Origin of the sequence: Streptomyces sp. cf386, assembly GCF_900103585.1 — a bacterium.
Taxonomy (GTDB): domain Bacteria; phylum Actinomycetota; class Actinomycetes; order Streptomycetales; family Streptomycetaceae; genus Streptomyces.
In genome coordinates this window covers 207,145-220,095 of the sequence record NZ_FNHV01000004.1, presented here as the reverse complement: position 1 = coordinate 220,095, position 12,951 = coordinate 207,145, and the positions used below count along the sequence as shown (strand labels likewise).

At 70.8% G+C, this 12,951-nt stretch carries 11 protein-coding genes; 2 read left to right on the top strand and 9 right to left on the bottom strand.

The annotated features are described in order from the left end of the window. Positions 1-70 precede the first annotated feature (70 nt). Positions 71-739: a hypothetical protein gene (locus tag BLU79_RS12135; protein ID WP_093906024.1), complete on the top strand. Its 669-nt coding sequence runs from the start codon at positions 71-73 to the stop codon at positions 737-739. A gap of 73 nt (positions 740-812) precedes the next feature. On the opposite strand, the gene BLU79_RS12130 is transcribed toward BLU79_RS12135, so the two are convergent. The 9 genes from BLU79_RS12130 to BLU79_RS12090 all read right to left on the bottom strand — a co-directional run bounded on the left by BLU79_RS12130 (position 813) and on the right by BLU79_RS12090 (position 12,050). Then, positions 813-2,360: an NCS1 family nucleobase:cation symporter-1 gene (locus tag BLU79_RS12130; protein ID WP_093905709.1), complete on the bottom strand. Its 1,548-nt coding sequence runs from the start codon at positions 2,358-2,360 to the stop codon at positions 813-815. Between the two features lie 158 nt (positions 2,361-2,518). Next, positions 2,519-3,541, bottom strand: coding sequence for a TIGR03842 family LLM class F420-dependent oxidoreductase (locus BLU79_RS12125; protein ID WP_093905708.1), 1,023 nt, complete (start codon positions 3,539-3,541; stop codon positions 2,519-2,521). Between the two features lie 11 nt (positions 3,542-3,552). Continuing rightward, on the bottom strand, positions 3,553-4,956 hold the full coding sequence (gene hydA, locus BLU79_RS12120) for a dihydropyrimidinase (protein ID WP_093905707.1): 1,404 nt from the start codon (positions 4,954-4,956) through the stop codon (positions 3,553-3,555). A gap of 97 nt (positions 4,957-5,053) precedes the next feature. Continuing rightward, positions 5,054-5,896, bottom strand: a complete 843-nt coding sequence (locus BLU79_RS12115; RefSeq protein ID WP_093905706.1) for a nitrilase-related carbon-nitrogen hydrolase — start codon at positions 5,894-5,896, stop codon at positions 5,054-5,056. A 155-nt stretch (positions 5,897-6,051) separates the two neighbouring features. Continuing rightward, positions 6,052-7,617: a PucR family transcriptional regulator gene (locus BLU79_RS12110; protein WP_093905705.1), complete on the bottom strand. Its 1,566-nt coding sequence runs from the start codon at positions 7,615-7,617 to the stop codon at positions 6,052-6,054. Positions 7,618-7,647: 30 nt separating this feature from the next. After that, a complete protein-coding gene (locus tag BLU79_RS12105) occupies positions 7,648-8,931 on the bottom strand; it encodes an aspartate aminotransferase family protein (protein ID WP_093905704.1) in 1,284 nt (427 codons plus the stop codon). Next, positions 8,928-9,770, bottom strand: a complete 843-nt coding sequence (locus tag BLU79_RS12100; RefSeq protein ID WP_093905703.1) for a nitrilase-related carbon-nitrogen hydrolase — start codon at positions 9,768-9,770, stop codon at positions 8,928-8,930. Before BLU79_RS12100 ends, BLU79_RS12105 begins: the two co-directional genes overlap by 4 nt. A gap of 216 nt (positions 9,771-9,986) precedes the next feature. Beyond that, positions 9,987-11,657 (bottom strand): hypothetical protein, encoded by a 1,671-nt coding sequence (locus tag BLU79_RS12095; RefSeq protein WP_093905702.1) that lies wholly within the window; start codon positions 11,655-11,657, stop codon positions 9,987-9,989. A 132-nt stretch (positions 11,658-11,789) separates the two neighbouring features. Beyond that, a complete protein-coding gene (locus tag BLU79_RS12090) occupies positions 11,790-12,050 on the bottom strand; it encodes a helix-turn-helix domain-containing protein (RefSeq protein ID WP_093905701.1) in 261 nt (86 codons plus the stop codon). Positions 12,051-12,082: 32 nt separating this feature from the next. Between BLU79_RS12090 and map the strand changes: the two genes are divergently transcribed. Continuing rightward, positions 12,083-12,850, top strand: a complete 768-nt coding sequence (gene map, locus BLU79_RS12085; RefSeq protein WP_093905700.1) for a type I methionyl aminopeptidase — start codon at positions 12,083-12,085, stop codon at positions 12,848-12,850. The last annotated feature ends 101 nt before the right edge of the window (positions 12,851-12,951 follow it).

Sequence of the window (12,951 nt, the reverse complement as noted above, 5' to 3'; positions counted from 1 at the left end):
AGTCATGTGACACTGGCGTCCCGTCCGCAGTGCGGACTCCCTCCGCACCGTCCCCCACGAAATGTGCGCCGTGCGTTCTCTTCCCTTGCCGCTCGCTCTCACCGCGCGTCTGTCGCCCGTCGTCGTGCTCGCCGCGGCGGGCTGGGCGCTGTCGTCCGGCCCGTTCGCCGCGGCGCCGGCCGCCGACGACGGGGCGACGCAGCAGAGCGAGGGTGAGTCGCCCACGGCCCCGGCGACGGCCGCGGTGTCGAAGACGTACGCCGCCGCTTCCGCCCCGTGCGACAGTCTGGGCACGAAGACGATCAAGTCGCTGGTGCCGGGCGCCAAGACGGCCGGCAAGGAGATCCCGTCCACCGACTCGAAGCTGCGCCGCACCTGCTCGTGGAACGCACTCAAGGGCTACGACTACCGCTGGCTGGACGTGTCCTTCGAGATCACGGCGTCGGACGACGCGGCGCAGAAGTCCTTCAAGGAGCGCGTCGCGGCCAAGAGCGGCGGAGGTGACGTCCCCGGCATCGGCGACGCCGGCTACTCCGTCGTGAACCTCACCACTGAGGACAAGCAGCAGACCCGTGAGGGCGTGGTGCTGGTCCGCACGTCCAACGCGCTGGTGTCCATCACCTACAGCGGCAGCGACTTCGAGTCGAAGAAGGCGCCCGACACGGACGAGATCAACAAGGGCGCGATCAAGGCGGCCAAGGAGGCGGTCGCCGCCCTGGAGGACGGCCAGAAGGGCTGAGCCCCTCCGCGACCGCCCTCCACGAACGTACTTGCTCCACGACCACCTTCCCCAGCCGCGCTCCCCCGCGGGATCAGGCTTCGGCGCGCTCCTTGCGGCCGCCCATGAGCACCACGTAGAGCACCAGCGAGGCGCCCAGGCCCACCGCCCAGCCGTAGTCGGCGAGGGGCTTGAGGAACGGGATCAGTCCGTCGGTCGGGAACGGCCCGGTCTTCGTGCCGTCGGCACCGACGCCCGAGTACGAGCCGCCGACCGCGAGGACGCCGCCTACCAGGAACGCGACGATCGCGCGCCAGTTCCAGCCGGACGAGTACCAGTAGCGTCCGCCGGGCGTGTACAGGTCGGCGAGGTGCAGAACCGTGCGGCGGACGATCCAGTAGTCGGCGATCAGGATCCCCGCGACCGTGCCGAGCAGGCCGCCGACCACGCCGAGCCAGGTGAAGATGTAGAACTCCGGCGTGGAGATCAGCTTCCACGGGAAGATCAGGATGCCGACGACACCCGTGATCAGCGCGCCCGTACGGAAGTTGATGAGCTTCGGCGCCAGGTTCGCCAGGTCGTACGCCGGGGAGACCACGTTCGCCGCGATGTTCACGGAGATCGTGGCGACGAGCACGATGATCAGCGCGAACAGCAGACCGAAGGCGCTGTCCGTCTTGGCGGCCAGCGCGACCGGGTCCCAGATCGCCTCGCCGTACACGACCTCGGAGCCGGAGGTGACCAGCACGGCGAGGACGGCGAACAGCGTCATCGTCGTGGGCAGCCCCAGGGCCTGCCCCCAGGTCTGCGCCTTCTGGCTGGCGCCGAAGCGCGTGAAGTCAGGGATGTTGAGGGACAGAGTCGCCCAGAAGCCGATCATTCCCATCAGGGACGGGAAGAAGACCGGCCAGAAGTCGGGGCCCCAGCCCAGCTTCGAGGGCTGGTCGAGCAGCGCACCGAACCCGTCCGCCTTGACCGCGATCCAGATCAGCAGCACGAGGGCACCGACGATCACGAAGGGCGCGGCCCAGTTCTCGAAGTGCCGCAGGAAATCCATGCCGCGGTAGATGATGGCGATCTGCAGCGCCCAGAACAGCAGGAAGCAGAGCCACAGCGGCCAGGGGTTGCCCGCGATCTTCCCCGCGTTCTCCCACTCGCCGCCGGTGAGCTTGGAGCCGAGGGCGAAGATGCCGCTGCCCCCGATCCAGGTCTGGATGCCGAACCAGCCGCAGGCCACGGCCGCCCGGATCAGCGCCGGGATGTTGGCGCCGCGCAGCCCGAACGAGGCCCGCGCCAGCACCGGGAACGGGATGCCGTACTTGGGCCCGGCGTGCCCGGTGGCCAGCATCGGCAGCAGCACGATCACATTGGCCAGGGCGATGGTGAAGACGGCCTGCTTCCAGTCCATGCCGAGGGCGACCAGGCCGGAGGCCAGGGTCCAGCTGGGGATGCAGTGGGCCATGGAGATCCACAGGGCCGCGAAGTTGTACGTCGTCCACTTGCGCTCGGCGACCGGGACGGGACGCAGGTCGTCGTTGGCGAAGGGGCTGTCGGCGGGGTACGCCTCGGGGGCGAGCTCGATCCGGCCGTCGGCACCGGCGAACTGGGATATCGGAGACCCCGTAGGGACTGTTTCGGTCATGAGCAGGCCAATCGACAGAGCGGGACGGGATGAGACAGGCCGTGCGGGGCCTTGGGCCCTCCCCGGGACGGCGGGGAGGGGGAACAAGGTGGGGGGTCGGGGTGGAGCGGTGCCGGTGCCGGTGTCTGTGTCTGTGTCTGTGCACTCGGCGACGAGGGTCAGGCGTTGATCGCGGGGATGACCTCCGAGCCGTACGCGTCGATGACCGCCTCCTGCGCGTCGTGCATGTCGTACACGGCGAACTGGTCGACGCCCAACTCACGCAGCGCGTTCAGCTTCTCGATGTGCTTCTCGACCGGCCCGATGACGCAGAACCGGTCGACGATCTCGTCGGGCACGAACGCGGTGTCGGGGTTGTCGGCGCGTCCGTGGTGGGAGTAGTCGTACCCCTCGCGGGCCTTGATGTAGTCGGTGAGTTCGTCGGGTACGGCGGCGGAGTGCTCCCCGTACTTGCTGACCAGGTCGGCGACATGGTTGCCGACCATCCCGCCGAACCACCGGCACTGGTCGCGCGCGTGGGCGAGCTTCTCGGGCGAGTCGTCCTCGGTGACGTACGCGGGGGCGGCGACGCAGATCTTGACCTCGGACGGGTCACGGCCGGCCGCCACCGCCGCGTCCTTCACTGCCTTGACCATGTACTCGGTGAGATACAGGTCGGCGAGCTGCAGGATGAACCCGTCGGCCTCCTCGCCGGTCATCTTCAGGGCCTTCGGCCCGTACGCCGCCATCCACACGGGGAGTTCGGCGCCCGGCTTGATCCACGGGAACCTGACGGCCGTGCCGCCGCCGAGGTCGGCCTCCTGGCCGCTGCCGAGTGCCCGGATGACCTTCATGGCCTCGCTGATCCGGGCCAGGGTGTTGGGCTTGCGGCCGGCGACGCGCATCGCGGAGTCACCGCGGCCGATGCCGCAGACCGTGCGGTTGCCGAACATGTCGTTGAGGGTGGCGAACGTGGAGGCGGTGACCTCCCAGGTGCGGGTGCCCGGGTTGGTGACCATCGGGCCGACCGTCAAATTCTGGGTGTTCGCGAGGATCTGGCTGTAGATCACGAACGGCTCCTGCCACAGCACGGCGGAGTCGAAGGTCCAGCCGTAGGAGAAGCCGCTGCGCTCGGCGCGCTTCATCAGGCTCACGACCCGCGAGGCGGGCGGGTCGGTCTGCAGGACGAGTCCGAAGTCCATGTGCTCCGCTCCTAGTTGAGGTACTGACAGGTGGAGCGGGGCGTGTAGACGCCGTGCCCGGCGCGACCGGTGTACTCCCGCTCGGTGATGACGAGTTCGCCGCGCGAGAGGACCGTCTCGACCCGGCCGGTGGTGCGCTTGCCCTCGTACGCCGAGTAGTCGACGTTCATGTGGTGGGTGACCGCGGACATGACCTGCTCGGCCTGCGGGTCGTAGATCACGACGTCGGCGTCGGCGCCCGGCGCGATCGTGCCCTTCTTCGGGTACATGCCGAACATCCGGGCCGGGGTCGCGCAGGCGATCTCGATCCAGCGGCGGCGCGAGATGTGGCCGTCGACGACGGCCTGGTGGAGCAGGTCCATGCGGTTCTCGACGCCGGGCAGGCCGTTGGGGATCTTCGAGAAGTCCCCGCGTCCCAGCTCCTTCTGGCCCACGAAGCAGAAGGGGCAGTGGTCGGTGGAGACGACCTGGAGGTCGTTCGTCCGCAGCCCCTTCCACAGGTGAGCCTGGTGCTCCTTGGGCCGCAGCGGAGTCGAGCAGACGTACTTCGCGCCCTCGAAGTCCGGCTCGGCGAGGTTGTCGGTGGACAGGAACAGGTACTGCGGGCAGGTCTCGCCGAAGACGTTCAGCCCCTCGTCGCGTGCCTTGGCCAGCTCGGCGACTGCCTCCATCGCCGAGACGTGCACGACGTACAGGGGTGCGCCCGCGACCTGGGCGAGCCTGATGGCCCGGTGGGTGGCCTCGGCTTCGAGGAGCGCCTTGCGGACCTCGCCGTGGTAGCGCGGGTCGGTCTCCCCGCGGGCGAGCGCCTGCTCGACCAGGACGTCGATCGCGATGCCGTTCTCGGCGTGCATCATGATCAGGCCGCCGTTCTCGGCGGAGCGCTGCATGGCGCGCAGGATCTGGCCGTCGTCGGAGTAGAAGACACCCGGGTAGGCCATGAACTGCTTGAAGGAGGTGACACCTTCCTCGACGAGGAGGTCCATCTCCTTGAGCGTCTCCTGGTTCACATCGGAGACGATCATGTGGAAGCCGTAGTCGATCGCGCAGTTGCCCTCGGCCTTGGCGTGCCAGGCGTCGAGGCCCTCACGCAGCGAGTGGCCCACGCTCTGCACGGCGAAGTCGACGATCGTGGTCGTACCGCCCCAGGCGGCGGCCCGGGTGCCGGTCTCGAAGGTGTCGGAGGCGAAGGTGCCGCCGAACGGCAGCTCCATGTGGGTGTGGGCGTCGACGCCGCCCGGGATGACGTACTTCCCGGTGGCGTCGATGGTCTGTTCGGCCGTCCAGGCCTCGGCGGCCGGGGTGCCGCTCGCGGCGAGGGCGGCGATACGGCCGTCCTCGATCAGGACGTCGGCGTGCATCTCGTCGGACGCGGTGATGACGAGACCACCACGGATGACGGTACGGCTGCTCATACTCCCTCTCCTACCGTGATCAACACTGGTGTCCAGTACGTCGATGGATCCCGCGGGCCCAACCCCCGTGTGCCGGGCCCGCGGAGATACGGGACCGTCAGGGAGCGGTGAGCGGGCTGTAGGCCTCGGGGCGGCGGTCGCGGTAGAACTGCCAGCGGTCGCGGACCTCGCGCAGCTTGGCCAGGTCCAGGTCCCGGACCACGAGTTCGGTCTCCTTGTCGCTCGCCACCTCGCCGACGAACTGGGCCTCCGGGTCGACGAAGTAGCTCGTCCCGTAGAAGTCGTTGTCGCCGAGGTCCTCGACCCCGACCCGGTTGATCGCGCCGATGAAGTACTCGTTGGCGACTGCCGCCGCCGGCTGCTCCAGCTGCCAGAGGTAGCGGGAGAGGCCGCGCGAGGTGGCCGACGGGTTGAACACGATCTCGGCGCCTTCGAGGCCCAACGCCCGCCAGCCCTCCGGGAAGTGACGGTCGTAGCAGATGTACACGCCGATCTTCCCGACGGCCGTGTCGAAGATCGGCCAGCCCACGTTCCCGGGACGGAAGTAGAACTTCTCCCAGAATCCCGGCACTTGGGGGATGTGGTGCTTGCGGTACTTGCCGAGGTACGAGCCGTCCGCGTCGATCACGGCAGCCGTGTTGTAGAGGACGCCGGGCTGCTCCTCCTCGTACATCGGCAGCACGAGGACCAGGCCCAGCTCCTTGGCGAGCGCCTGGAAGCGCCTGACGATGGGGCCCTCGGGGATCTGCTCGGCGTACTCGTAGAACGCCTTGTCCTGGACCTGGCAGAAGTACGGCCCGTAGAACAGCTCCTGGAAGCACAGGACCTGAGCGCCCTGCGCGGCCGCGTCGCGCGCCGCCTGCTCGTGCACCTGGATCATCGATTCCTTGTCGCCCGTCCAGGCGGTCTGGAAGATCGCGGCACGAATCACTCTGCTCATCGGGACCTCCGGTCGCTAGGTGTGCGAGGAGCCTAGGAAGTCCGAAAGGCTGCTTTGAGTTGCACGGTGTCACGTCTGCGGGCGTGCGGCGTGTCACGGTGTCACCCTGTCGTGGGCCCATGTTTCACCGCCGTTTTCCCAGGTCGTTGGGTGTTTCAGCCCTGTTGCGCGTCGTGCGCGAGGAGCGCGATGTGTACGGAGGCAGCCTGCTCGAAGTCGTCGAGGTCGACGCCGAGGCGCGCCTGTATCGCCTCCAGCCGGCGGTAGAGCGCGGGCCGCGAGACGTGGTGGAGCTGGGCGGTGCGGGACTTGTTGCGGCCGGTGGCGAGATAGGTCCGCAGCACGGTGAGCAGAGCACCCGCCTCGTCGTCCGGCCCGCCCAGCAGCCCGTTCAGCTCGCGCTCCGCGAAGGACTGCACCTGCGGGTCGTCCCGCAGCAGCCTGATCAGGCCGCGCAGATGAACGTCCTTGAGGCGTACGACGGCCGGGAGATCGAGGGCGGTGGAGGAGTCGGCGACGGCATCGGCGACGTGCTGCGCCTCGCGTACCCCGGCGGGTACGTCGTCCCAGGCGGTGCGCGCGTCGGCGGCGGCGACAACGGTCCGCGCGTCCCCCGACTCCGAGCGCACCCGGGCGGCGAAGTTCGCGGCGAGCACGGCGTCGTCCTGGTCCCGGGCGAGGCTCAGCAGCACCGCGGTGGCCCCGTCGGCGAGCTCGGCGACGATCCCGGGCAGCCCCAGCATCCGCAGCACGCGCTCCAGTTGGACCGGTTCGCCGTCCCGCACGACCAGCGGCACGAAGGTGCGCCGGTTGACCGGCAGCCCGGCGGCACGCGCGCGTGGCAGCAGCTGCCTGGCCGGTACGACCCCGCTGACCAGGTCGGTCAGCAGGCTCTGCGCGGACTGTTCCTCCCAGGTGTGCGCGGAGGTGCCGCCGAGCATGCGGTGCAGGACGAGCGCCTCGGCGGCGCGGTCGGCGAGCAGCCGCCCGGTGGCGGTGTCGCCACGGTGCCCGCACAGCACGATCCGGCCCCAGCGCTCCCCGCGCCCGCCCAGTTCGGCCCGGATCCAGCCGTCGCCCTCGCTGCCGCCGGCCTGCCGGGCGATGCGCTCCCAGTCGCGCAGCACGTCGTCCACCGCCGAGCGCTCCCCCGCCGTGGCGAGGACGCGATGGGCGAGGTTGGTGACGACGACGGGGCAGGCGCTGTGCGCGGCGACCTCGTCGAGCAGGCGTTGCAGCGGGGCGCCCGCGGTGATGAGTCCGGTGAGCGCGGTGCGTACGGCCTCGGAGAGGCTGACGGCGGCGAACTTCCGCCGGACCAGCCGGGACTGGACCTCCTCGGTCAGCTCGGCGAAGGGGAAGGGCCGGTGCAGGACGACCATGGGCAGCCCGCACCGCTCCGCCGCCCGGCGCATCACCTCCGGCGGCGCGGGAAACGCCCGGCCGAGGCCCAGGACCACCGCCGCGGCCTCCGCCCGGTGCAGGGAGCGGATGTACTCGGCCTGCTTGTCCTCGTCCCCGGCGAGCAGCACCCCGGTGGTGAGCACCATCTCGCCGCCGCTGAGCATCACCCCGACGTCCGGCGCCTCGGCGACATGCACCCAGCGCACCGGCCGGTCGAGGTGACCGGCGCCGGCCACCACCTCGGGCTCCCCGGCGAGCACCCGCTCCAGGGTGAGGACCTGCCGGACGGACAGGGCGGGCTCCAAGGTGGTGGTCATGCTGGCGTTCCCTTGCTCAGGTGAGTCCTGCTAGATGCTCCTCAGAGCGTTCTCGAGGATCGCGGCGCCCTCCTCGGCCTCCGCGACGGTGAGGGACAGGGGCGGGGCGATCCGCAGCGAGCTGGTGTTGTGGCCGCCGCCCTTGCCGAGCAGGAGGCCGCCCTCGCGAGCCGCCTCCAGCACGGCGGACGCCGCCGCCGGGTCGGCCTCGTCCGTGCCAGGGCGGGTGAGCTCGATGCCCAGCATCAGGCCCCGGCCGCGCACCTCCCGTACGTGCGGCACCTGCGCCGCGACGGCCCGCAGCCGCTCGACGAGCAGCCCTCCGACGCGCCGGGCGTTGCCCTGGAGGTCGTGTTCCAGCAGGTACGACAGGTTGGCGAGGCCGGCCGCCATGGTGATCTGGGTGCCGCCGAAGGTCGAGATGCTGTTGGAGTCGAGGCAGTTCATGATCTCGGCGCGGGCGACGACCCCGCCGATGGAGCTGCCGTTGCCGATGCCCTTGGCGAAGGTCAGCATGTCCGGCGGACCGGACTGCCCGTGCGCCTGCCAGCCCCAGAAGTGGTCGCCCGTGCGGCCCCACCCGGTCTGCACCTCGTCGGCGATCCACAGGATGCCGCGCTCGGCGAGGACGTCCCGGAAGGCGGCGTACAGCCCGTCCGGACCGGAGGTGAAGCCGCCGACACCCTGGATGGGCTCGGCGATGAGGGCCGCGGGCGGGCGGGTGTGGCCGAGGAGGTCCTTCAGGTCCTCGACGCAGGCGGCGATGAAGTCCGCGTCGCTGAGCGAGGCGTACGGGCCACGCGTGCGCACCCCGCCATGGACGTACAGCGTCTGCAGCGGCGACAGCGAGGTCGGCGACCAGCCGCGGTTGCCGGTGATGCCGACCGCGCTGAACGAACGGCCGTGGTAGCTGTTGCGCATCGCGAGGATCGTGTTGCTCTGCCGGTAGGCCGTCGCGAGCAGCAGGGCGGTGTCGTTGGCCTCGGTGCCGGAGGTGGTGAAGAAGACGCGGGCGTCCGGGATTCCGCTCAACTGGGCGATGCGCTCGGCCAGTTCGACCATCGGCCGGTTCAGGTACAGGGTGGAGGAGTGGATGATCCGTCCGGCCTGCTCGCTCACCGCCTTGGTGACCTCGGGCAGCGCGTGCGCGGTCATCGTCGTGAGGATGCCGCCGAAGAAGTCGAGGTAGCAGTTGCCCGCGGCGTCCCAGACGTGCCGGCCCTCGCCGTGGGTGATCTCCAGCGGGTCCTCGTAGTAGAGGGCCAGCCAGTCCGGCATGACGGCGCGGTGGCGTCCCAGCAGGTCCTTGGTCACGGCTGTACCAGTCCTTCGTAGGCGTCGGGGCGGCGGTCGCGGTAGAAGGCCCACTGCTGCCGCACCTCATCGATGAGGTCGAAGTCGAGGTCCCGGACGACGAGTTCCTCGCTCTTGTCGCTGGCGGCCTCCCCGACAACCTGCCCACGCGGGTTGACGAAATAGCTCGTCCCGTAGAAGTCGTTGTCGCCGTACGGCTCCTGCCCGACGCGGTTGATCGCGGCGACGAAGTACTCGTTGGCGACGGCCGCCGCCGGCTGCTCCAGCTGCCAGAGGTAGGCGGACAGACCCCGTGAGGTGGCCGACGGGTTGTACACCAACTGGGCGCCGTTGAGTCCGAGTTGCCGCCAGCCCTCGGGGAAGTGCCGGTCGTAGCAGATGTAGACACCCACCTTCCCGACGGCGGTGTCGAAGACCGGCCACCCCACATTGCCCGGCTTGAAGTAGTACTTCTCCCAGAAGCCCTTGACCTGCGGGATGTGGTGCTTGCGGTACTTGCCGAGGACGGTGCCGTCGGCGTCGATCACGGCCGCGGTGTTGTAGTAGAAGCCCGACTGCTCGACCTCGAAGACCGGAACGACGATCACCATGCCGGTCTCGCGGGCGAGCTCCTGCATACGACGCACGGTCGGCCCGTCGGGGACCGGCTCGGCCCAGCGGTAGTGCTCCGGCTCCTGGACCTGACAGAAGTAGGGAGCGTTGAAGACCTCCTGGAAGCCGATGATCTTCGCGCCCTGCCGGGCCGCCACCCGGGCGTGCTCCTCGTGTTTCGCCACCATGGACTCGGTGTCGCCCGTCCAGGTGGCCTGGACCAGGGCGGCACGTACGACGTTGGCCATGAGCTGCTCCTTCGACGGGACGTCAGAGCCTCTACGCCCGTAGAGGGGGCGGTAGAGGCTTGAAAGTAAGCCCCTGGAACAGCCTTGCCAAGACCATCGTCGTTAACCCGCTGAGTCGATCACGTTTCACACTCCGGTGGGGGATGGATGCGGCCGGTGGGATGGTTGCGGCCGGTGGTGCGAGCCGGTGGCGCGGCTGCTGGAGCGGCTGGGTTGTCAGGCCGCGAAGCCCGCCACCCGCAGGGCGTGCACGAGATCCCAGTGCCGCTCGTCCGAGACGCCCCGGGCGGCCTCCAGCAGGAGCGGCAGGAGGGTCCGCGGCTCCGGCGCGACGCTGCGGGCCGCCTCCTCCGGGGTGCGGACGCGGACGTACGCGTCCAGCAGCGCACGGATCTCGCGGTGCCGTCCCTCGCCGACCAGCGCCACCACGGCCTGCCCGATCTCGTGCGCGGGCCGCGCCACGCCCTGCCGCAGGATCTGCTCCCCGTCGCCGGCCCGCCCGGCCGCGGTCAGCGCGTCGGCGGCGGCGACGAGCCGCTCGGCCGACAGCGAGGCGGTCTCCCACAGCAGGGTCGCCCAGTCGGCCGCGAGTCCGGCGCGCTCCATCTCGGCCGCGAGCGCCGGAAGGCGGACGGCGGGCCAGGACGCGGCCTCCACCAGCAGGACATGCGCCTCGCCGCTACGGCCCTCGGCGCGCAGCCGCACGATCGTCTCGACGGTCCGGGAGACCTCCCGCCGGTCCGCACCGTCCATGGTTTCGACCTGCGACGGCTCCGAGTTCGCGGGCACCTCGTCGGCGGCCCCGGCGAAGCGGGCACCGCGCGGAGTGCGGCGCGTGGTGCCGGTCTGGGCGGGGAGGGTGGGGAGGACGGGTTCGGCGGTCGGCGGTACGACGACGGGGGCGGCCTCCTCCTCGACCATCCCGGCGAAGCGGGCACTGCCTCGGCGGCGTTTGCGCTGCTTGGGGGTGGGAGCGGGGGCGGGGTCGGACTCGGGGGCCGGGGTGGCCGACCGGACCTGGTGGTGGTCGTCGACCCCGGCGATTCGGTCGGCGGGGTCGAGGGGGTGCCCGGCGGGGCGGCCCCCGGCGGTGGCCGCGCTGTGCGGGTCGCGCTGATGCGGCCCGCTCGGGAATCCGCCGCCGTGGGAACCGGCTGCACTCTGCTGGGTGCCGGCCGATCCGGGCCCGTCCCCCCTGCCCGGGTGGCCTCTGAACCCGCCACCCCCGAACCGGTCGTCTGCGAGCCGGCCGTCCCCGAACCGGTCGTCTCCGAGCCGGTCGTCTCCGAGCCGGTCGTCTCCGAGCCGGTCGTCCACACGGAACACGGACCCCTCCCCCGCCCGGTCCCGCCGTATCGCCTCGGCCCGTCCGCTGGCCGCCCGTCGTTCCAAGTCGGCCATCCGGGAACGGAGTTCCGCGCACCGGGCGGTCGCTCGCTCGTGGTCGTCTCGGGCCCAGGCGAGGTCGAGGCGGACGCTGTCGGCCTCCTCCCGGCTGGTGGCGGAGGCGAGCAACCGACCCAGTTCAGCCTGTCGTTCGGCGGCGTACCGCTGCTCGCGGAGCATGACGTCGAGCCGGTCGCCGAGGGCGTCACGGCCGTCGGGCCGGGCGTCGTACGTGGCGAGGGCGGCGGCGTGCAGGGCGCGGGCCCGTTCCGTCTCGGTCCCGGCGCCGCCGGGACCGTACTGGGCGGCGAGGTCGTGCAGGAGTGACTCCACCACGTCCCAGGGCGGAACCTCGCGTCCGTCGAGGCAGGCCTGCATGCCCTCCGGGTCACGCTGCCAGAAGACCCCGCACCATCCGCCGCCCTGATCCAGGCGCGCCAGAAGACCGTCCAGGTAGTCCACGAACTCCCGTACCCGGGCCGGGAGTTGTTCCACTGACATCGCCCAACTCCCGCCAGACCGGAGTACTCCGGTCCGTTAGGCAACACGAGCCATGTTACGAACGCGCTACGAGACAATTTCGGACTGAACGCAGAGTGCGCCGGAGCTGTCGGAACGTGACGTGCGAACCGGTCAGGCGGCGGCTTCGACGACCGGCGTGCAGCGCCCGGCCAGGTCATCCATGGACAGACCGAGGGCCTGCGCCAGCGCGGCCACGGTGAAGAAGGCCGGAGTCGGGGCACGCCCCGTCTCGATCTTGCGGAGCGTCTCGGCGGAGATGCCGGCGTTCGCCGCGACCTCCGTCATGCTGCGGCCGCCGCGGGCCTCGCGGAGGAACCGGCCGAGCCGCTCGCCGCGTTCGCGTTCTTCGGGAGTGAGAGGGGTGCGCACCATGCCGTCATTCTAATACCGGTATAGTAATTGGCATGGTGGAGCTGAAGACGGACACGTCGATCGATGCGATGTACACGACCGGGCAGGTCGTGGGCCAGGCCCTCACGGCCGTACAAAAGGCCGCTGACGTGGGGGTTTCCCTGCTGGAGCTGGACGAAGTGGCGCGCGAGGTACTGCGCGGCGCGGGCGCCACATCCCCCTTCCTCGGCTACCGCCCCTCCTTCGCCCCCGTCCCCTTCCCCGCCGTCATCTGCGCATCGGTGAACGACGCGATCGTGCACGGCATCCCGACCGGCTACCGCCTGCGCGACGGCGACCTGGTCTCCATCGACTGCGGTGCCGAACTGGGCGGCTGGGCGGGCGACTCGGCGATCAGCTTCACGGTCGGCAGGGCGCGCCCCGCCGACGTAAGGCTGATCGAGACGGCCGAGCGGGCGCTGGCGGCGGGCATCGAGGCGGCCGTGGTCGGCAACCGCATCGGCGACATCGCCCACGCGATCGGCTCGGTGTGCCGGACGGCCGGGTACGGCATCCCGGACGGCTTCGGCGGGCACGGCATCGGCCGCAAGATGCACGAGGACCCAGGGGTGCCGAACGAGGGCCGCCCGGGCCGGGGCCTGCCCCTGCGGCACGGCATGGTCCTCGCCATCGAGCCGATGCTCATCGCGAGCGGCGACGACGGCTACCACCCGGCCCCGGACGGCTGGACCCTGTGCACCAACGACGGCTCCCGCGCGGCCCACGCGGAGCACACGGTGGCGATCACGGAGTCGGGGCCACGGATTCTGACGGCTCGCTGAGAGGGCGCGCGGCGTTCGACGGGGCCCCGGACAGGGTGATCCAGGTGGCGCCCGGGGCCTGGCGGGGAGCTGGCGGTGCGGTTGCCGTCGCCGGGGCCCCA

Excerpts from the sequence above, each read along its gene's own strand:
- hydA (WP_093905707.1), bottom strand. The coding sequence starts at position 4,956 with ATGAGCAGCCGTACCGTCATCCGTGGTGGTCTCGTCATCACCGCGTCC.
- BLU79_RS12130 (WP_093905709.1), bottom strand. The coding sequence starts at position 2,360 with ATGACCGAAACAGTCCCTACGGGGTCTCCGATATCCCAGTTCGCCGGT.
- BLU79_RS12095 (WP_093905702.1), bottom strand. The coding sequence starts at position 11,657 with ATGTCAGTGGAACAACTCCCGGCCCGGGTACGGGAGTTCGTGGACTAC.
- BLU79_RS12110 (WP_093905705.1), bottom strand. The coding sequence starts at position 7,617 with ATGACCACCACCTTGGAGCCCGCCCTGTCCGTCCGGCAGGTCCTCACC.
- BLU79_RS12115 (WP_093905706.1), bottom strand. The coding sequence starts at position 5,896 with ATGAGCAGAGTGATTCGTGCCGCGATCTTCCAGACCGCCTGGACGGGC.
- map (WP_093905700.1), top strand. The coding sequence starts at position 12,083 with ATGGTGGAGCTGAAGACGGACACGTCGATCGATGCGATGTACACGACC.
- BLU79_RS12090 (WP_093905701.1), bottom strand. The coding sequence starts at position 12,050 with ATGGTGCGCACCCCTCTCACTCCCGAAGAACGCGAACGCGGCGAGCGG.
- BLU79_RS12125 (WP_093905708.1), bottom strand. The coding sequence starts at position 3,541 with ATGGACTTCGGACTCGTCCTGCAGACCGACCCGCCCGCCTCGCGGGTC.
- BLU79_RS12100 (WP_093905703.1), bottom strand. The coding sequence starts at position 9,770 with ATGGCCAACGTCGTACGTGCCGCCCTGGTCCAGGCCACCTGGACGGGC.